Here is a 19483-nt window from a genome sequence, read left to right as displayed (position 1 = left end):
CAATGGATATTGCAATGATCGGCCTTGGCCGCATGGGCGCCAACATGGCCCAGCGCCTGCATCGCGGCGGCCACCGCGTGGTCGGCTACGACCCGGGCGAGGGCGCCCGCCAGCGCGCCGCGGAGGCCGGCATCGAAGTGGTCGATTCACTGGCCGCCGCGGTCGCCGCGCTGCCGGTGCCGCGCGTGCTGTGGTTGATGGTGCCGGCGGGCGAAACGGTCGACCAGACCCTCGGCCAGCTGACCCCGCACTTGGCCGAGGGTGACATCGTCATCGACGGCGGAAACTCCAATTACCAGGATTCGATCCGCCGCGCCAAGGCGCTGGCCGAGGACGACCTGGGCTATGTCGACTGCGGCACCAGCGGCGGCATCTGGGGTCTGCAGGAGGGCTACAGCCTGATGGTCGGCGGTGAGGCGAAGGTGGTGGAGCAGGTTGCGCCGCTGCTGCGCACGCTGGCGCCGGCGGAGGATCGGGGCTGGGCACGCGTCGGTCCTCCCGGTGCGGGCCATTTCACCAAGATGGTCCACAACGGCATCGAGTACGGAATGATGCAGGCCTACGCCGAAGGCTTCGCACTGATGGAACGCAAGCAGGACATGGAGCTGGACCTGGCGCAGGTTGCCGAGGTCTGGCGCCATGGCAGCGTGGTGCGTTCGTGGTTGCTGGACCTGAGTGCCGAGGCGCTCAAGCGCAATCCGTCGCTGGATGGCATCGCCCCCTACGTGGAGGATTCCGGTGAAGGCCGCTGGACCGTGGCCGAAGCGATCGCGCTGGATGTGCCGGCGCCGGTGATCACGCTCTCGCTGCTGGAACGCCTGCGGTCGCGCGAGTCGAATTCGTTCACTGACCGCCTGCTGGCGGCGATGCGCAATGAATTCGGTGGGCATGCGATCAAGAAGTCGTAAGCGCCAGGACCGGAGCCCTTCGGCGCTGCCGTGGGGTTCCGGGCCGCGGACCGCGATCAGTTCAGTGCGATGCGCCGGGCCTCGCAAGCGCTGTCCTTGCCAGCCTGCAGCAAGCGCATTACCTGCAGCGCCTGCAACGGGCTGACCGTGGGTTCACCGTCACCCTGCATCGCCGCAGCGAACTGGGCATACAGGCGGCGATAGTCGCCCGGCAGGTTGTCGACCGTGCTGCGTTGCACGTTGTCCTCGGCATCGCAGTACACCCGCTCGCCGTGACGCGGGTCGATGCCCCAGCCAGGCGCGCCCGGCGCAACGCCGCGGCGCAGCTGTGCTTCCTGCACGTCCAGGCCCTGCTTGATCCAGCTGGCGCGGCTGCCGTGCACGGCGAACCGGGGCGCCGGTGCCGCCACCAGCGAACCGGCATGGAGGATCGCGCGGTGCCTCGGGTAATGCAGCACCGCATGGAAGTAATCGATGCCGCTGCCCCCTTCGCGCTGCACCGCCAGGTCCGCGTCGATCGCCTGCGGCCAGCCGAACAGCACCAGCATCTGATCCAGCAGATGCGGTGCAAGGTCGTACCACAGGCCACTGCCAGGCCCCTCCTGCTCCCGCCAGCGCTCGCGCACGTGCGGGCGGTAGCGATCGAAATGCGCATGGCATTCGGCGACTTCGCCGAGCGCACCTTCGGCCAGCAGGGCCTGCAGCGTCAGGAAATCCGCGTCGAAACGGCGATTCTGGAACACCGTGACGATGCGGTCTGCATCGCGCGCCGCCGCCAGCACGGCTTCGGCTTCGGCCACGTCCAGTGCGAAGGGTTTGTCCACCAGCACATGCTTGCCAGCGGCCAGCGCTGACATCGCCAATGGCGCGTGCTGGTCATTCGGCGTGGCAATCACCACCGCGTCCACCGCCGGATCGTCGAATACGTCCCGGGGTGCCGCGCGCACGCGTACATCGCTGAACGTGCGCAGCAGCAGGTCGCGCTGTGAACTGACCACGCTGTGCAGGGTCAGTCCCGGGGTGTGCTGGATCAGCGGCGCGTGGAAAACGCGGCCGGCAAGGCCGTACCCGATCAGGGCCAGTTGCAGGTCAGGGCGCATGGCAGTGCTCCGCGCAGATCAGACATGCAGGGTAAACGACGGGGGCCAGGATCCAAAGCTGAACGGTTGCGTTGAAAGCCGGCGCGATTCACGGCGGCGTGACCGTAGCGCCACGCCTGCTGCACGGCGCTGCGGCCACACTGGCCCCACATTCCGCAGGAGGTAACACACGATGAACAACCCGACCCGTACGCTGATTGCTTCGGCCCTCACCCTGGGCCTGGCACTGTCCTCCTCGGCTGCATTCGCCAAGGATCCGGCAGCCAAGAGTCCGCCTGCCACCGACCATTCGGCGATGACCCACGCCGATCGCCACGACTCCAACGAGCCGGTGACCGACACCTGGATCACCACCAAGGTGAAGGCCGACCTGCTTGCCAGCAGCAATGTGCCGGGCACCGAGGTCAAGGTGGAAACCGTGAATGGCGTCGTCAGCCTCAGCGGCACGGTGGCGACCCAGGCCGAGCATGACAAGGCCGTCACCACGGCCAAGGGCATCAAGGGCGTCACCCGCGTCGATGCCAGCGCGTTGAAAGTCAATGCGGCCGCCAAGCGCTGATCCCGGGCGCCGCCCCGTCGGGGCGCTGCAATACAGCTGCATGACGGTGGAGCCGGGCCAGTCCCGGCTCCACTCATGATGTTTTCTGGACCGTTCAGCTGCCGGGGCCAGACATTCCAGAGGTGTGATCGCCTGCGCTATATTGCCGGTTCCGCCGCAGCTGGGCTCTCCGGCCCATCCCTCTGCGGCCGTGCTGATGAGGAACTATGGCGCTGGTGTTCAGTGACGACATCTGGGATCGCTGGCGATTGCCGGCCCTGGCGCTGGCTGCCGCCGCGATCATCGTCGTGCCGTGGTTGACCCAGCGCAAGCTTCAGCGTGAAAACGAAGAAGCCATGGCCTGGGTGACGCATACGCAGGCGGTTGGCGTGGCGCTCCAACAGTTGCAGGCCGATGTGCGCGATGTCGAGTCGGCGGCGTTGACGCTGTCCAAGGGCGTGGACGCGCCCGGCCTGCGCGAGCGCATGGCCAAGGCCAACGAGATTCCCGGCCGACTCGCAGAGCTGGGCCGGATGACACGCGATAATCCTGAGCAGCTGATCCGCATCGGTCGCATCGAGTCCATGCTGGAAGGGCGGCTGGCGGTGGCGCGCGCGCTGGCCAAGGCCGAACCGAACAGTGACCAGCGCGCGCTGGTACAGGACCTGAGCACCCGTTACCCGATCCGCAGCGTGGTTGAAGAGCTGCAGAACAGCGAGCAGGCGCTGCTGGCCGAGCGGGCCGAACAGGCTGCGCGGCAGCGCAGGCAGACCGAATTCGTCTCGTGGAGCTCGCTGGTGGTACAGCTGGCGCTGCTCGGCCTGGTGCTCTGGCTGCTGCAGCGGCAGATCGGTCGGCGCCTGCAGGCCGAACGGCAGTCGCTGCGCTCGGCCGCGCGCGCTGCCTCAGTACTGCAGACCGTGCGTGAGCCGATCGTGCTGCTCGACCGCGAGCTGCGCGTGCAGCTGCACAATCCGGCCTTTGCCGAGTTGTACGGTCTGCAGGACGAACGTGCCGATGGCCTGCTGCTGGATGACGTCGGCGACGGCGCCTGGCGGGACGCCGTCGTGCGCCAGCGCCTGGTCGATGTGCTGCTGCGCGGTCGCGAGCTGTGGGACTTCGAGCACGAACAGCGCACCTCCGAGGGCGTGGTGCGCTACATGCTGCTCAACGCGCGGCGCATGCCGCTGCCGGATACCGACGATGAAGTGGTGTTGCTGACCGTCAGCGATGTCACCGTGCAGCGCGCCGTGCAGTCGCGTGTGGAGGAACTGAACCGCCAGCTGGAAGGCAAGGTGGCGCAGGTCTCGGAGGTCAATCGCGAGCTGGAAGCATTCAGCTATTCGGTGTCGCATGACCTGCGCGCGCCGCTGCGCCACGTTGCCGGCTTCTCCGACAAGCTGTCGCGCCACCTGGGCGAGAGCGCCGACGAGAAGAGCCTGCATTACCTTGGGGTGATCTCCAGCTCGGCGCGGCGCATGGCGACGCTGATCGACGATCTGCTGGTCTATTCGCGGCTGGGGCGCGCAGCGATGCGCCAGCAGGCAGTGGACATGCAGTCGCTGGTGTCCGATACCCGCGCGATGCTCGATTCCAACCTGCAGGCCGAGGCTGAAAGCAGTGGCCAGGTCCATCACGTCGAATGGAACATCGCACCGCTGCCGATCGTGGTGGCCGATGAGAACATGATGCGCCAGGTGTGGCTGAACCTGCTCGGCAACGCGGTCAAGTATTCCAGTAACCGCGAACCGGCGAAGATCCGCGTGGATTACCAGGCGCAGCCCGATGGCGGCCATCAGTTCACGGTCAGCGACAATGGTGCAGGCTTTGACATGGCCTATGCCGGAAAGCTGTTCGGCGTGTTCCAGCGCCTGCACAAGGCCAGTGATTACCCCGGTACCGGCATCGGCCTGGCCAGCGTACGCCGCGTGCTGACCCGTCATGGAGGCCGGGTCTGGGCCGAAGCCGAGCCGGACGCCGGCGCAACCTTCCACTTCTACCTGCCTCCCGCGCTCGACGCGGACAAACAAGGTCCCTCCGCATGACGACTCTGCGCACCATCCTTCTTGCCGAAGACAGCCCGGCCGATGCCGAGATGGCGATCGACGCCCTGCAGGAAGCCCGCCTGGCCAATCCCATCGTGCACGTCGAGGACGGCGTGGAGGTCATGGACTACCTGCTGCGGCGCGGCACCTTCGCCAGCCGCGAGGAGGGCCTGCCGGCGGTGCTGCTGCTGGACATCAAGATGCCGCGCATGGACGGCCTGGAAGTGCTGCGGCAGATCCGTGAGCACGAGGAGCTCAAGCGCCTTCCCGTGGTGATCCTGTCGTCCTCGCGCGAAGAGAGCGATCTGGCCCGCAGCTGGGACATGGGCGTGAACGCCTACGTGGTCAAGCCGGTGGACGTGGACCAGTTCTTCGGTGCCGTGCAGACCCTGGGCAAGTTCTGGGCACTGATCAACCAGGCACCGGAACTCGAGTAAGCCCATGCCCCTGACCGGTCCCTCCCTCGGGGCACTGCGCATCCTGCTGGTGGAGGATTCGCCGGAAGACGCCGAGCTGATGTCCGAACAGATGCTGGATGCGGGCCTGGAAGCCCGCTTCGAGCGCGTTGAGAGCGAGGCGGAACTGCGCCAGGCGCTGGCCGCATTCCAGCCGGATATCGTGCTGTCCGACCTGAGCATGCCGGGTTTCTCCGGCGACGATGCCCTGCGCATCGTGCGCGAGACGGCGCCGGACGTTCCCTTCATCTTCGTCTCGGGCACGATGGGTGAGGAGAATGCAGTGGCGGCGCTGCAGAAGGGCGCCAACGACTACATCATCAAGCACCAGCCGGCGCGCCTGCCGTCGGCGGTGGCCCGTGCGATCCGCGAGGCGCGCAGCGCGGTGGAGCGTTCGCGCGTGGAGACCGAGCTGATGCGCGCGCAACGGCTGGAAAGCCTTTCGCTGCTCGCCGCTGGCCTCAGCCACGACCTGCGCAACATCCTGCAGCCGCTGCTGATCATGCCGGACCTGCTGAAGGCGCGCACCGATGATCCGCAGCTGCACCACCTTGCGGATGTGATCGCCGAGTGCGGCCGCCGCGGTCATGAAATGGCGGAATCGATGTTGTCGTTCGTCCGTGGCTCGCGCAAGCCCAGCGAACGCGTGCAGATCGACGGCCTGTTCGACGCGGTGGCGCTGCTGCTGCGCAGCAACGTGCCCGATGCGGTGCGCCTGCACCTGCAGGTGGAGGATGAGGGCCTGGCGGTCGATGCGAACTACACCGAGCTGCAGCAGGTGCTGTTGAACCTGGCACTCAATGCGATCCAGGCGATGCCCAGCGGCGGCCGCCTGAGCCTGACCGCAAGCCATGCCGGCGAGCGCGACGGTGTGGACTGGATGCGCATCGCCGTGGCCGATGAAGGCATCGGCATGGATGCCGATACGCTCTCGCATCTGTTCAATCCCTTCTTCACCACCAAGGCGGACGGTACCGGCCTGGGCCTGATTTCCTGCAAGCGCATCGTCGAAGGTGCTGGCGGCAGCATCACGGTCACCAGCCAGCCGGGGCAGGGCACCTGTTTCGAGCTGCGCCTGCCGATGCGTGACACCATCGAGAGCGGCGAGCCGATCGAGCAGCTGGTGGCACTCGGCAGTGGCCAGTCGATCCTGGTGGTCGATGGCGAAGCCACGCGCCTGTCGCTGCTGGGCAACGCGCTGTCCAGCCAGGGATATCAGCTGCAGCTGGCTTCCGATGGACCGGCGGCGTTGCGCTGGATGCAGCAGGAGGCGATGCCGGCGCTGGTGATCGCCGACGCCGGCTCCAAACTGCTGCCGGCCAGCCAGCTGCTGGGCGAAATGGCCGGGCTGGGTTACCGGGGGCCGGCGCTGGTGCTGGAAGACGCGTCAGTGGACGTTCCGGCCGATGCATTCCCTGATGGCATCGAGGTGCATGTGCTGCGCAAGCCGTTGCAGATGCAGCAGGTGTTCCGCGCTGTGGCAGAGGCACTGGGCTGAATTTGCGTCGCCGGGCCATGCCCGGCGCTACCGGAAGCGGTAGGTAGCGCCAGGCCATGCCCGGCGGCAGGTCACGCCGGCCGTTCCGGGGTCTCCCACGGGAAGCGTGGCAGGCTGTCCACGGCCTGTTCCAGCCGCCGTGACCAGTTCTGGTGGATGTCCGCATACAGGGGCGAGTCCGCGCCCAGCCGCAGCTGCTGGGCGATCCGCAGCTCGCCGTCGCGCAGCAATGCCAGATCGATCGGCAGCCCGACCGACAGGTTGGAACGGATGGTCGAATCCAGCGACACGATCGCCGTGCGTGCGGCGTCCTCTAGGCGCGTGGCTGGGCTGAGGATGCGGTCGAGGATCGGCTTGCCATACTTGGACTCGCCGATCTGCAGGTAGGGGGTCTCCGGCGAGGCGGCGATGGCATTGCCCAGCGGGTAGATCATGTACAGGCCGGGGCGTTCGCCGGCGACCTGGCCGCCGAAGATCAGCGTGGCCTGGGTGTTGACGCCGTCATGGCCGTGCTCGCTGTGGCCGCCGTGCACCTGGCTGTCCACCAGCAGGCGACCGACGTAGGCAGCCGCTTCGAACAGATGGGTCATGTCGCGCAGGTTGGGCGTGCGCCGCTCGCTGGCGTCCCGGGTCAGGCGCGAGACCAGCAACTGGGTGGTGGCCAGGTTGCCCGCCGCCATCAACACGTAGGCCGCCTGGCCGGGATACTCGAACACGTGCAGCTTGCGGTGCACGCGCACATCGTCCAGCGAGGCATTGGTCCGGGTGTCGGCAGCGAAGACCAGGCCCTGGTCCACCTCGATTCCAACGCAATAGGTCATGTCGGTGCCCTATCATGTGCGTCCCGGATTGTAGGCAGGCCGCCGTGACGACGGCATGCCCACGCCCCCCAGACCCGTCACCTGAACCGCATGACCACCGTGCTCCTCAGCCTGGGCAGCAACGTCCAGCCCCGCCGCCATCTCCACGCCGCGGTGGCGGCCCTGCGCGAGCGTTTCGGCGCGTTGCAGGTGTCTCCGGCCTACCGCACGGCCGCGGTCGGCTTCGATGGCCCGGCCTTCCTCAACAATGGCGTGCTGATCCAGACCGATCTGCCGCTGCAGGCGCTGGATGATTGGCTGCACGCACTGGAAGACGCCCACGGTCGTGATCGCAGTGGTCCGCGCTTCTCCGACCGCACCCTGGACATCGACGTGGTGTTCTACGGCAACCACATCGTGGAAGGCCCGGGCCATCTGCGCATTCCGCGCCCCGAGCTGAAGCACGCCTTCGTGCTGAAGCCGCTGGCGGACATCGCGCCAGACTTCATCGACCCGGTCAGCGGCCTGGCCCTGGCGGCGCTGTGGCGCGCACACGCTCAGTTTGGCGAGGCATTCGAGGTGGTTGACCTGGAATGAGGGCCGCTGCGCTCGCCTACGTAGATCGGTAGCGCCGGGCCATGCCCGGCGGACTTCAACTCACCGTGCGTCCGCCATCCACGCGCAGGGTGTGGCCGGTGACGAAGCTGGCTTCGGCCACCAGCCAGTACACCGCCTCGGCGATCTCCTCCACCGTGCCGGTGCGTGCCAGCGGCGTGCGCGCCAGCAGGGCCTCGCGGGCGAAATCGTCCTTTCCCTGCTCGGGCCACAGGATCGCACCGGGGGCGACCGCATTGACCCGCACTTTCGGCGCCAGTTCCAGCGCCAGTGACCGGGTGGCCATCTCCAGTGCGGCCTTGGCCATGGTGTAGGCCACATGGTCGCGCATCGGGTCGGTGCCGTGCAGATCGGTCAGATTGACGATGCAGCCCTGCTGGCGGCGCAGGTACGGCGCGGCCGCCTGTGACAGCAGCAGCGGTGCACGCGCATTGACCGCGTACAGCTCATCCATCGCTTCGGCGGTCACCTGGCCGAGCGGGGTGGGGAAGAAGTTGGACGCGTTGTTGACCAGCGCATCGAGGCGGCCGAAGTGGGCCACGGCCTGTTCGACCAGATCGGGCAGGGCGCCGGCATCGCGCAGGTCGGCCTGCAGGGCCAGCACACTGCCCGGACGGACGTTGTCCAGGTCGAAGGCGGCCTGCTGCAGCTCGGCGCTGGACGTGTTGGCATGCAGCACCACCGACCAGCCACAGGCGTGGAACTGGCGTGCGATGGCGGCGCCGATCCGGCGCGCGCTGCCGGTGATCAGGGCCACGGGGGCGGTTTCGCTCATCGAGGGTCCTCCAAGGCTCGGCTATCCTGTGCACCATTGTCACCGCATTCGAAGACGCCATGCAGCCTACCTTCCCTCTGCCCGATGCCGACGCCCTGGCCCACAGCGACCAGCTGGCCGCCGCACTGCGCGCTGAAATCCTCGCCCAGGGGGGCGCGATGCCGTTTTCCCGCTTCATGGAACTGTGCCTGTACGCACCCGGGTGGGGCTATTACAGCGCCGGTTCCAGCAAGTTCGGTGGCGGTGGTGACTTCACCACCGCGCCCGAGCTGGGCGGCCTGTTCGCCGGCAGCGTGGCCAATGCGCTGGCGCCGGTGTTCGCCCAGCTCGGTGCGCAGTCGCGGATGCTGGAACTGGGTGGCGGCACCGGTGCCTTCGCCGAAGCCGTGCTGCTGCGGCTGGCCGAGCTGGATGCGGTGCCTTCGCGTTATGCCATCCTTGAACCCAGTGCCGACCTGCGCCAGCGCCAGCAGCAGCGCCTGCAACAGGCGCTGCCGGCAGAGCTGGCCACGCGCGTGGACTGGATCGAGCGTCCGTTCGAAGAGGACTGGGAAGGTGTGGTGTTCGCCAACGAGGTGATCGACGCACTTCCGACCCCGCGCTTCCTGATCAGGGACGGCGAGGTCTACGAGGAGACCGTGGAACTGGACGCGGAGGGCAACTTCATCCGTGGCGCGCAGCCGGCCGATATTCTGCTCAACGGCGCCGTGCGCCACATCGAACGCTATCTCGAAAGGCCCTTCGCCGACGGATACCGCTCAGAGGTGCTGCCGCAGCTGCCGTACTGGCTGCAGGCAGTGGCTGGCGGCCTGCAACGTGGCGCGATGCTGTTCATCGACTACGGCTACAGCCGCAGCGAGTTCTACCAGCACGATCGCGACGACGGCACGGTGCGCGCCTTCTACCGCCACCACGTGCATAACGACGTGCATCGCTGGCCGGGCCTGCAGGACATCACGGCCTCGGTGGACTTCACCGCGATGGCCGAAGCGGGCCTGCACGGTGGCTTCGAGCTGGCGGGGTACTGCAGCCAGGCCAGCTTCCTGATCGGCAATGGCCTGGACCAGGTGCTGAGCCTGGCCGAGGAGCGTACCGATGAAGTGGGGCGCATCCAGCTGCGCGACCAGGTGAAGAAGCTGACCCTGCCGACCGGCATGGGCGAGCGCTTCCAGGCGATCGGCCTGCAGCGTGGAATCGACTTCGAGCCGGCGTTCGCGCTGGGCGATCTGAGCTGGCGCCTGTGAGCGCGACGCGCATGATCAAGCCGCTGCGGCGGCCGCGTCTATGGACTGCGCTGTGGGTGCTGGCCGTGCTGTTTGTGATCGTGGTCTGCCTGATTCCCCCGCCACCGATTCCCGTGCCGGAGAACGGCGACAAGGTCGAGCATTTCCTGGCGTACTTCATTCTGTCCGGCAGTGCCGTGCAGCTGTTCCGGCAAGGACGTCCGCTGCTGTGGGTCGGGCTGGGCCTGGTGCTGATGGGAATCGGGATCGAGTTCGCACAGGGGGCGCTGACACGCGACCGCATGGCCGACCCGATGGACGCCCTCGCCAACACGGTTGGCGTTCTTGCCGGATTGGGCCTCGCGCTGACCCCGCTGCGCGACCTCCTGCTGCGCTGGCGGGGCTGACACGCCTTCCCTGGTTGAAGTGGAACCGGGCATGGCCCGGCTCCACAGCCTTCCGGTTACTTCTGCAGCGTCACTTCGTCCAGCACCCACATCGCCGGGCGGGTATCACCGGTGAAGTTGATGCACAGGTCGTCGGTGCCATGCGTGCCCTTCGGCAGCGTCGCACGCAGGCTCACGAAGCCATCGGCATCGGGCGTGGCCGGCAGCGGGACTTCGGCCAGCACCTTGCCCGTGCAGCTGCCCCGGCGGATCAGCATCTCGCCGTGCGCGCGCCTGGCCTTCTCGAAGCGACGGTTCGGCTCGTCATGCGCCAGCTGGAAGTAGTAGGGGATGCGACCGGCGCGCACCTCCACGCTGCCGATGCCGTCCAGCTGCGCCTGTGGCCAGCGCCAGCAGGGCTGGAAGATGTCCACGTTGAAGACCGCGCGTGCGCCCTCGCGCGGGCCATCGTCTTCCAGGCGCAGTACCAGGCCCTTGTTGCCAACGCAGCTGAGCAGTTCGTCGCTGCGGCGGGCGAGCAGCGATTGCGGAGTGAACGCGGCTACGGTGGGCTCTGCGGCCAGCATCCGGCCCTGGTAGAACGCTGCGGCCTGTACCGTGGCGGGCACCTTCGCGGTCAGCGGCTGCTGGTACAGCGGCGACTGCGCGGTCACCGGCTGGCCATCGGTGCTGTAGCGCACCTCGTAGCCCAGCGGGTTGGCCAGCGACACCGTCACCGTGCCTGCGGCGCGATCATCGTGGTACTCCACGCCCACTTCGAACGGCGTCTGTGCATAGGCGAGTCCCCATGCGCGGTAGCGCTGCAGCTGTGACGGCAGGCGTGCCAGGAAGTCGCGGAAGTCACGCTTCCCGGGCGGGCTCCAGCCGGTCTCGGCCACCGCCGCCAGGCGTGGGAACAGGTTGTGCTGCAGCCGCGCATAGCTGCGGGTGTGCTCGGTGAACATGTTCGCCTGCAGGCCGAGGATGTGTCCGCGCTTGTCGGCGGGCAGTTCGTCCGGCACCGGCTCGAAGTTGTAGAGCTTGCCGAGGTTGACCTGCGTGGGGCGGCCCGGCGGTTCATTGGGCGAGGCGGTCTGCAGGTAGTCCAGGTACAGGTAGCCGACCGGCGACATGATCACGTCATGGCCGGCGCTGGCAGCGGCCAGGCCGCCTTCGGTACCGCGCCAGGACATCACCGTAGCCTGGGGGGGCAGCCCGCCCTCGAGAATTTCGTCCCAGCCGATCAGGCGCCGGTCGTGTTCCTCCAGGAATGTCTCCAGGCGCTTGATGATGTGGCTCTGCATGGCCATCTCATCCTTGATGCCCAGCTCGCGCATGCGCTGCTGAATCTGCGCGGACGCCTCCCACTGGTCCTTTACGGCCTCGTCGCCACCCACGTGCACGTACTTCGCCGGGAACAGTGCGATCACCTCCTCCAGCACGTTCTCGAGGAAGGTCACGGTGCTGTCTTCCACGTTGAAGAGGTTGGGGAACACGCCCCATTCGCTGATCGGCTTCAGCGGCGTGCTGATCGAGCCCAGCTCCGGATAGGCGGCGATCGCGGCCGTGGCATGGCCCGGCACGTCGATTTCCGGAATCACCTGGATGTGCAGCTTGGCTGCATAGGCAATCACTTCACGGATCTGCTCCTGCGTGTAGAAACCGCAGTACGGGTACTCCTGTCTGGTCACCGGATCGATGCCGCCATCGCCGGCCGGCAGGCGGCAGCTGCCGACCTCGGTCAGCTTCGGGTAGCGCTTGATCTCCATGCGCCAGCCCTGGTCATCCGTCAGGTGCCAATGGAAGGTGTTGAGCTTGTGCGCGGACATCGCATCAAGCACGCGCTTGATCTCGTCCAGGCTCTGGAAATGCCGCGCCGAGTCGAGCATGAAGCCCCGCCAGGGGAAACGCGGCGCATCCTGGATCTGCACGGCCGGCAGCGCGCCCTGGCTGCCGCCGGTGGCCAGCTGGGCCAGCGTGGTGGCGCCGTAGAACAGGCCGGTCTCGTTGCCGGCCTGCACCAGCACGCCCTGCGCGGTGCTGTCCAGCGTGTAGCTCTCGCCGCTGTCGCGGAAGGTGGGAATGATCTGGAAGCGGATGCCGCCTGCCTTGGCCGCAGCCTTGCCGGTAGCCAGCGCCAGGCGCGGGCCGCCGCTGCGCGCCAGCAGGTCGACGAATTGGGTGGCGACCCGCTGTGCGGCCTCGCCGTCTGCGTACAGCGCGGTCGTGGCGGATACAGTGATGCCACTGCCCTGGCCGGGCTGCACGCTGGCGGGGGCAGGAATCAGCATCAGGCTGTTGGCGCGCAGCTGCGGGCCAGGAGCTTCAGCGGCGGGCACCGGATCGGCGGCGAAGGCCGGCAGGGCCGGCAGCAGGGCAAACAGGCTGCCCAGCAGCAGTGCGCCGTGCATCCTGGCGCGGAAGGGCTTGACCATCGGAACGACTCCTTGGAACGGTGCGATGAACGCTATACATGAAAAACGCCGGGCCCGGAATGACCCAGGCCCGGCGTGCGTGCACGACTCGGCGATGACGCGGCCGATGGATCAGTACTTGAAGCGGAAGTTGAGGTAGTACTGGCGGCCGTTGCTGTAGAACGACGTCGGAATGGCCGCGGTCTGGTAGTACTTGTAGGTCGGGTTGTTGAGGTTCAGCGCATCCAGGCTGATGCTCAGCCAGTCGGTGGCCTTGTAGCTCAACGAGGCCGACAGCGTGCCGAAATCATCCTGGTAGTACGGGTTGGTGCCCGACAGGCTGATCAGGAACGACGAGCGGTGCGTGTAGCTGACGCGTGCTCCGAAACGCTCGTTCTCGAAGTAGGCCCCCACGTTGTAGGTGTTCTTCGAGGTACCCAGCAGGTTGTGCGAACCGTCGGACCAGGTGTGGGCCGTGGTGCCGTTGGCGTAGGTGTAGTTGGCGTTGATGCCGAAGTACTCGCCGATCGGCTGCTCATAGGCCACTTCCACGCCGGTGACCTTGCCGTCGGCATTGATCGGGGTGGAGATCTGGTAGGTCTCGAGCTGGTTGGTCAGTTCGCTGTACAGCTGGCGCGAGACCACGTCGAAGGCGATGTAGTCCTTCATGTCCATGTGGTACGCACCGACCGACAGCAGGCCGCGCGGCATGAAGTACCACTCCAGGTTGGCGTCGAAGTTCGTGGACAGGGTCGGCTTCAGGTTCGGGTTGCCACCGCCGCCGGTCTTGTTCAGGTCCGAACCCCACGACGAAGCGCCCAGGGCCGAATAATCCGGCAGGGTCTGGGTCTGCGACGCGGCCACGCGCAGCACCAGCCTGTCGTCCAGGTCGAACTTGATGTTGGCGCTGGGCAGGACGCGGTTGCGCTTGTTCTGGAAGGCGGTGCGCTCCCACATGCCGAACAGGCTGCTCACATCGGCATCGGCGGCATTGCTGACCGCGTTGTAGGTGTTGATGTCCTGCTTGATGTTGACGTAGCGCAGGCCGACGTTGCCGCTCCACCAGTCGCCGCTGAAGTTGGCCTGCACGTAGCCGGCGAAGTTCTTCTCCTTCACCTTCCACTCGGCACCGTAGTTGTGGCGGCCGGTGGGGCCATCGTTGCCGGCCAGCCAGGTGGAGTTGTTGATGATCGCGTTCTTCAGTGCATCCGGCGTGTAGTACCAGATGTTGCGCGGGAAGGTGCCGCCGACATCACCGGCGAAGCCGCTGGGATAGTTGGCGGTGGCGCTGCCCTGCAGTGCGGACCAGATGTCACCCGGGGTCGCACCTTCCGGCGAGAGCGCTTCGCGTTCGTGGTCGGCGAAGCGCACGCCGAAGTCCACGGAGTTCAGCACGCCGGTGCCGAAATACTGGCTGAAGTCCAGCGTGGCCCAGTCTTCCTTGTCTTCGGCGCGGACCAGCTGGTTGCCCCACGTGCCGAAACTGGTGACGCCGCTGGGGCTGATGTCGCCGCCGATGTTCCAGTCCACCGGCGAACCGGCGCCGTGCGTTGCCCAGCTGGCACCGCCGCCCTGGCCGAGCGTGACTTCAGCAATGAACTGGCGCGGGGTTTCACCGGTGCCCTTGGTGGTACCGGCCTGGAACTTCATGTCCAGGGTGTCGTTGATCTGCCAGTCGGCGTCGAACGTGACGTAGTTGGTCTTGGCCGTGGCTTCACGGTAGATCATGTCGTAGACACCGTAGTTGGTGCCCGGGACGCCCGCGTAGGTGGCATTGCTCAGCACGCCGTCGGTCACGGTGTAGCCCGGGTTCGGCGCCTGCGACTTGGCGAAGTTGCCGCCCCACAGCATGAAATTGCGGTTGTAGTTGTTGGCTTCCAGCTTGGAGGAGAAGCCGCTAAGCGACAGGTTCAGCGTATCGGTCGGCTTGAACTGGATGGTCACCAGCCCGCCCTTGCGTTCGCGGGTCTGTTCGAACAGGGTCGAACCCAGCAGGCCGGGGACGGCCACGCCGATCAGGTCCGGATTGGTGAGGGCCACCGGATCATCGGCGCCGATCCGGGTGAAACCGCCCGGGATTTCCTGCGCCTCGCGGCGGAGCTCGCGCTTCTGGTAGAAGGCCTGCAGCATCACGCCGAAGTTGTTGGCGTCATTCTTGTAGTTGAACAGCGCCGAGTACTGCGGGTCGGTCGACTTGGCCTGGTCCGAACGGACCGCACCTACCGAGGCTTCCGCACTGAAGGGCTTGGCGAACTCCAGCGGCTTGCGCGTGATGATGTTGACGGTACCGGTGGTGCCGCCATCCTGCAGCTTGGCCTGCGAGGACTTGTTCACTTCCACCGAGCTCACCAGCTCGGAGGGCAGCAGCGAGTAGCTGACGCTGCGGCCGACGTTGTTGCCCTGGCTGAGTACGAACCAGTCGGCCGAGCCGACGGTGTGGCCGTTGATCAGGGTCTGGGTCAGGCTCGGGCTGGTGCCACGCAGGCTGACGCGGTCGGCTTCATCGAAGCCGCCTTCGTCGGCGCTGGACGAACTGATGTTGACGCCGGGCAGGCGCTGCAGGGTGTCGGCCACATTGTGCGCCGGCAGCTTGCCGACGTCTTCGGCGGTCACCACTTCCACGCGCGCGTTGGCTTCGCGCTTGGTATCCAGCGACTTCTCCATCGAGCCACGGATGCCGGTGACGGTCACGGTGTCCAGGTCGGTTGCGGTCGGCGCAGCCTGCTGGGCATGTGCGCTGAAAGCGAGGCAGCTGACGATGGCGGCCGAAAGCAGGGTCTTGCGGGTGTTCATGATGTCTCTCCTCATCACTCGATTGGGTGCCGGCGGCGGTGTTCGGTTGCGGTTGCGTTGACGTGCGCGGGGCGGCGGCGATGTCCCGTGCATTGGCGTGCCACGTACTGCGTGCTGCGATTGCGTTGAAGCCTGTTGCGGTGTCAGGCGGCCGACTGCTGCAGGTACCAGCTGGCAGCACCGACCACGCCCAGCTGGCCGTGCTCGACCACCTTCACCGGGATGCGTGCCAGTGCTTCGCCCATCGGCCCCTTCTGCAGGTAGCGCTCGACGAAGGTGCTGGTGCGCAGGTACTCGCGGATCTGCGGCAGGATGCCGCCGGCCAGATAGACGCCCCCATGGGCGCCGTAGAACAGGGCCATGTCGCCGATGGTGCTGCCGAGCAGGCCGCAGAACACATCCAGCGCCTTGCGTGCGTGCGCATCAGTGCCGGCCATCGCCGCGGCGGTGACCGCGTCCGGACTGGCCAGGGTGGGCTGCTGTCCCTGCAGGGCGCACACCGCGCGGTACAGGTTCATCAGGCCGGGGCCGGAGATTGCGTGCTCGATCGACACGTGAGCGCGCTCGCGCTGCATGTGGCGGACGATGGCCATTTCCAGTTCGGTGCTGGCGGCCAGCGTAGGTTGCCCGGCTTCGGTAGCCAGCACGACCGGGCCATGGGCGGTCGGGATCCACAGTGCCGCACCCAGGCCCGTACCCGGACCGACCACCAGGGTCGGTCCGCGCGGGGCGCTTTCCGGCCCACACAGGTGCAGGACGCCGCTGGCGTCGACCTGTGCCGCGGCATAGGCCACCGCTTCGAAGTCGTTGACGATGTGGACCTGCTGTACGCCGACGTCGGCCTCGATCTGCCGCGCGGACAGCGGCCAGGGCACGTTGGCAGTGATGACCGTCCCGTCTTCGCGCGCATAACCGGCCGTGGCCACCACGCAATGCGCCGGGCGCGGGCCGTCGCCCAGGAAGTCGGACAGGATCGCACTCAGGCCGGCGTGGTCGGCATTGCGATACTTGCGGTATTCCAGCACCTGCACCGGATGGGCGGCATCGCCGCTGGCCTGGACCCGGGCGACACGCACATGGGTGCCGCCGACGTCGGCGGCCAGGAACGAGGGCGCGACGCGGGACAGGACATGGGCCGGGGCGGGATGGCTGGCGGTCACGCGGGCTCCTGCTGAAGAGGGGGCCGGATCCGAGGGTGAGGCCGGCTGTTGGGCGGAGTCTGTAACCCCGCTGACAACGATGTCAACGAGTTCGTGACACTTTCGTTGCTGCGGCGCAACGAATGGGGCGTGCGGTAAACGTTTCCATGGCGTGAACAGCGCCTTCACGCCGGAGCCCTTGCTGCACGGGGCTCAACGGCTCCAGCGCATTCAGCACGCGACCGCACGCGGCGGTTGCGCGATGCAGCATGGCCTGCGCTGCCCCGCGCAGGGAAGTTGACAAACCGCCGTTGTCCATCGAAAGAATGTGACAACGTTGTTCCCAGCCACTCTCCGACGCCGCGTTCTGCGACCGTCGCCGCAGGAGCCCTCCTGATGTCCGCCGTCCCCGCTGCAAGCGCGCGCCCGAACGTGGCCACCTCCATCGCCATCGTCGGCGTCCTGTTCTTCCTGATCGGCTTCTTCACCTGGCTCAACGGCCCGCTGATCACCTTCGTCAAGCTGGCCTTCGAGCTCAGCGAGGTCGGCGCCTTCCTGGTGCTGATGGTGTTCTACCTGTCCTATTTCTTCCTGGCCCTGCCGTCGTCGTGGATCCTGCGCCGCACCGGCATGAAGAAGGGCCTCAGCCTGAGCCTGCTGGTGATGGCCGGCGGCGCGGCACTCTTCGGTGAATTCGCGACGCAGCGCTGGTACCCCGGCGCGCTGGGCGGGCTGTTCGTGATCGGCAGCGGCCTGGCCCTGCTGCAGACGGCGATCAATCCCTACATCTCCATCCTCGGCCCGATCGAGACCGCAGCGCGTCGCATCGCGCTGATGGGCATCTGCAACAAGATCGCCGGCATGCTGGCGCCGGTGCTGATCGGCACCCTGGTGCTGCATGGCATCGGTGACCTGGACAAGCAGGTGCAGGCGGCCGACGCGGTCACCAAGGCGGCCCTGCTCAATGAGTTCGCCGCCAAGATCCATGCGCCGTACCTGGCGATGGCCGGCCTGCTGGTGCTGCTGGCCGTCGCCGTACTGTTCTCGCCGCTGCCGGAGATCAAGTCCTCCGAGGCCAACGCCACCCCGACGGCCGCCGGCGCGGCCGAGCGCAGCAGCATCTTCCAGTTCCCCCACCTGTGGCTGGGCGTGCTCTGCCTGTTCGTGTATGTCGGCGTGGAAGTGATGGCCGGTGATGCCATCGGTACCTATGGCCACGGCTTCGACCTGCCGCTGGACCAGACCAAGATGTTCACCTCGTTGACCCTGGCGGCGATGCTGGCTGGCTACGTGGTGGGCCTGCTGCTGATTCCCCGGGTGGTTTCGCAGTCGCGCTACCTGACCGTTTCGGCGGTACTGGGCGTGGTGTTCTGCCTCGGTGCTTGGGCCACCCACGGCTACGTTTCGGTGGCCTTCGTGGCCCTGCTGGGCTTTGCCAACGCAATGATGTGGCCGGCCATCTTCCCGCTGGCGATCCGTGGCCTGGGCCGTTTCACCGAGACCGGCTCGGCGCTGCTGGTGATGGGTATCGCCGGTGGCGCGATCATTCCGCAGTTGTTCGCCGTGCTCAAGCAGCACATCGATTTCCAGCTGGTGTTCGTGCTGCTGATGGTGCCGTGCTACCTGTACATCCTGTTCTACTCGGTCATCGGCCACCGCGCCGGCCTGCCGCAGGAGCGCTGATAGGCGATGATGGACGGCAGCCAACCCCAGGGAAAACCCATGCGCAGAGCGACCATCAAGGACGTCGCGGAGAAGGCCAAGGTCTCTCTGAAGACCGTCTCGCGGGTGATCAACAACGAGCCCTCCGTGATGCAGGCCACCCGCGCACGGGTGCTGCGGGCGATCGCCGAGCTCGACTACGAGCCCGATCCGTCCGCGCGCAACCTGCGCAGCGGGACCACTTTCGTGATCGGGCTGGTCTACGACAACCCCAACCCGTACCACATCATCGGCGTGCAGAACGGCGTGCTGGCCGCGTGCCGGGAGACCGGCTTCGGCCTGCAGATCCACCCCTGCGACTCGAGCTCGCCCCTGTTGGCCGATGAACTGGCCGACTGGGTACAGCGCTCGCGCCTGGCCGGCCTGGTGCTGACCGCACCGATGTCCGAGCGCCGCGATCTGGTGCAGGCGCTGACCGCACGTGGCATCAAGCTGGTGCGCATCATCGCGGCGACCGAGGACCCGGCGGACGGAGCCTGCGTGTTCGTCGACGACCGCGAAGCGGCCTACGAGATCACCGAGCATCTGATCCAGCTGGGCCATCAGCGCATCGGCTTCCTGTGGGGTGGCAGCTCGCACCGCTCTTCCGGCGAACGCTATGCCGGCTACGAAGCGGCGCTGAAGGACTACGGCATGACCGTGGACAAGCATCTTGTGGTGCAGGGCGACTACACCTTCGACGACGGTTTCCGGGGCGCGCGCCGCCTGCTGGCGCTGCGCGAGCCGCCCACCGCCATCTTCGGTTCCAACGATGAAATCGCTGCGGGCGTGCTGGCCGCTGCCAAATCGGCGGGGATGAACGTGCCCTACGACCTGTCCATTGCCGGCTTCGAGGACAGCCCGTTCTCGCGCCAGTCCTGGCCGCCGTTGACCACCGCCAAGCAGGCCACCGAGGACATCGCACGCCACGCCGCGCGCCTGCTGATCGCGCAGCTGCGCAGCGATGCCTATGACGACGCGCCTGCACCGCTGCACAACCAGGGCTTCGTGCCGCAGCTGGTAGTGCGCGGGTCGACTGCGCCGATGCGTCCCGCCGGCGCCCGCCCACTCCCTTCCGATCCTGCCTGAGCCC

Annotated in this window: 16 protein-coding genes; 10 read left to right on the top strand and 6 right to left on the bottom strand. The window is 67.1% G+C overall.

The window, feature by feature from the left end; translation table 11 throughout:
- Nucleotides 1–2 precede the first annotated feature (2 nt).
- Nucleotides 3–908 carry a phosphogluconate dehydrogenase (NAD(+)-dependent, decarboxylating) gene (gene gnd, locus N8888_RS15970; protein WP_053519312.1) on the top strand — a complete coding sequence of 302 codons (906 nt, stop codon included), beginning with the start codon at nucleotides 3–5 and terminating at the stop codon, nucleotides 906–908.
- A 56-nt stretch (nucleotides 909–964) separates the two neighbouring features.
- On the opposite strand, the gene N8888_RS15965 is transcribed toward gnd, so the two are convergent.
- A complete protein-coding gene (locus N8888_RS15965) occupies nucleotides 965–2008 on the bottom strand; it encodes an oxidoreductase (RefSeq protein ID WP_263175781.1) in 1044 nt (347 codons plus the stop codon).
- Between the two features lie 172 nt (nucleotides 2009–2180).
- Here N8888_RS15965 and N8888_RS15960 point away from each other — a divergent pair, with 172 nt between their 5' ends.
- The 4 genes from N8888_RS15960 (at nucleotide 2181) to N8888_RS15945 (ending at nucleotide 6544) form a co-directional block, all read left to right on the top strand.
- On the top strand, nucleotides 2181–2567 hold the full coding sequence (locus tag N8888_RS15960) for a BON domain-containing protein (RefSeq protein ID WP_053519307.1): 387 nt from the start codon (nucleotides 2181–2183) through the stop codon (nucleotides 2565–2567).
- A 206-nt stretch (nucleotides 2568–2773) separates the two neighbouring features.
- On the top strand, nucleotides 2774–4591 hold the full coding sequence (locus N8888_RS15955; protein WP_111186189.1) for a sensor histidine kinase: 1818 nt from the start codon (nucleotides 2774–2776) through the stop codon (nucleotides 4589–4591).
- Nucleotides 4588–5028 (top strand): response regulator, encoded by a 441-nt coding sequence (locus N8888_RS15950; RefSeq protein WP_053519303.1) that lies wholly within the window; start codon nucleotides 4588–4590, stop codon nucleotides 5026–5028. The genes N8888_RS15955 and N8888_RS15950 overlap by 4 nt, the downstream gene beginning before the upstream one ends.
- Nucleotides 5029–5032: 4 nt before the next feature.
- Nucleotides 5033–6544, top strand: a complete 1512-nt coding sequence (locus N8888_RS15945; protein WP_263175777.1) for an ATP-binding response regulator — start codon at nucleotides 5033–5035, stop codon at nucleotides 6542–6544.
- 71 nt (nucleotides 6545–6615) lie between these two features.
- Here N8888_RS15945 and N8888_RS15940 read toward each other — a convergent pair whose 3' ends face one another.
- On the bottom strand, nucleotides 6616–7365 hold the full coding sequence (locus N8888_RS15940; protein WP_263175775.1) for a proteasome-type protease: 750 nt from the start codon (nucleotides 7363–7365) through the stop codon (nucleotides 6616–6618).
- Nucleotides 7366–7455: 90 nt separating this feature from the next.
- Between N8888_RS15940 and folK the strand changes: the two genes are divergently transcribed.
- Complete coding sequence (gene folK / locus N8888_RS15935) at nucleotides 7456–7941, top strand: 2-amino-4-hydroxy-6-hydroxymethyldihydropteridine diphosphokinase (protein ID WP_065175155.1); 486 nt, start codon at nucleotides 7456–7458, stop codon at nucleotides 7939–7941.
- 55 nt (nucleotides 7942–7996) lie between these two features.
- Here the strand turns inward: folK and N8888_RS15930 are convergent, their stop codons facing one another.
- Complete coding sequence (locus tag N8888_RS15930) at nucleotides 7997–8734, bottom strand: pteridine reductase (RefSeq protein WP_053519294.1); 738 nt, start codon at nucleotides 8732–8734, stop codon at nucleotides 7997–7999.
- A gap of 59 nt (nucleotides 8735–8793) precedes the next feature.
- Here N8888_RS15930 and N8888_RS15925 point away from each other — a divergent pair, with 59 nt between their 5' ends.
- Together N8888_RS15925 and N8888_RS15920 are read left to right on the top strand one after the other, a co-directional pair.
- Nucleotides 8794–9978, top strand: a complete 1185-nt coding sequence (locus N8888_RS15925) for a class I SAM-dependent methyltransferase (protein WP_128990003.1) — start codon at nucleotides 8794–8796, stop codon at nucleotides 9976–9978.
- Between the two features lie 11 nt (nucleotides 9979–9989).
- Nucleotides 9990–10364: a VanZ family protein gene (locus N8888_RS15920; protein ID WP_065175153.1), complete on the top strand. Its 375-nt coding sequence runs from the start codon at nucleotides 9990–9992 to the stop codon at nucleotides 10362–10364.
- A 56-nt stretch (nucleotides 10365–10420) separates the two neighbouring features.
- On the opposite strand, the gene N8888_RS15915 is transcribed toward N8888_RS15920, so the two are convergent.
- The 3 genes from N8888_RS15915 to N8888_RS15905 form a co-directional block, all read right to left on the bottom strand.
- A complete protein-coding gene (locus N8888_RS15915; protein WP_197600929.1) occupies nucleotides 10421–12778 on the bottom strand; it encodes a beta-N-acetylglucosaminidase NagX in 2358 nt (785 codons plus the stop codon).
- A 111-nt stretch (nucleotides 12779–12889) separates the two neighbouring features.
- Complete coding sequence (locus tag N8888_RS15910; protein ID WP_263175771.1) at nucleotides 12890–15550, bottom strand: TonB-dependent receptor; 2661 nt, start codon at nucleotides 15548–15550, stop codon at nucleotides 12890–12892.
- Nucleotides 15551–15693: 143 nt separating this feature from the next.
- The gene (locus tag N8888_RS15905; protein ID WP_053519284.1) at nucleotides 15694–16710 is read right to left on the bottom strand and encodes a glucokinase family protein; all 1017 of its coding nucleotides are present in this window, start codon (nucleotides 16708–16710) and stop codon (nucleotides 15694–15696) included.
- 375 nt (nucleotides 16711–17085) lie between these two features.
- Here N8888_RS15905 and N8888_RS15900 point away from each other — a divergent pair, with 375 nt between their 5' ends.
- Both N8888_RS15900 and N8888_RS15895 read left to right on the top strand, forming a co-directional pair.
- Nucleotides 17086–18372, top strand: coding sequence for a sugar MFS transporter (locus N8888_RS15900; RefSeq protein ID WP_164150696.1), 1287 nt, complete (start codon nucleotides 17086–17088; stop codon nucleotides 18370–18372).
- A gap of 39 nt (nucleotides 18373–18411) precedes the next feature.
- Nucleotides 18412–19479 carry a LacI family DNA-binding transcriptional regulator gene (locus tag N8888_RS15895; RefSeq protein ID WP_049466708.1) on the top strand — a complete coding sequence of 356 codons (1068 nt, stop codon included), beginning with the start codon at nucleotides 18412–18414 and terminating at the stop codon, nucleotides 19477–19479.
- Nucleotides 19480–19483 lie beyond the last annotated feature (4 nt).

The organism is Stenotrophomonas maltophilia (assembly GCF_025642255.1).
Classification (GTDB): Bacteria; Pseudomonadota; Gammaproteobacteria; order Xanthomonadales; family Xanthomonadaceae; genus Stenotrophomonas; species Stenotrophomonas maltophilia_P.
The sequence above is the reverse complement of the archived record's forward strand: the minus strand, read 5'-3'. Positions and strand labels throughout refer to the sequence as shown.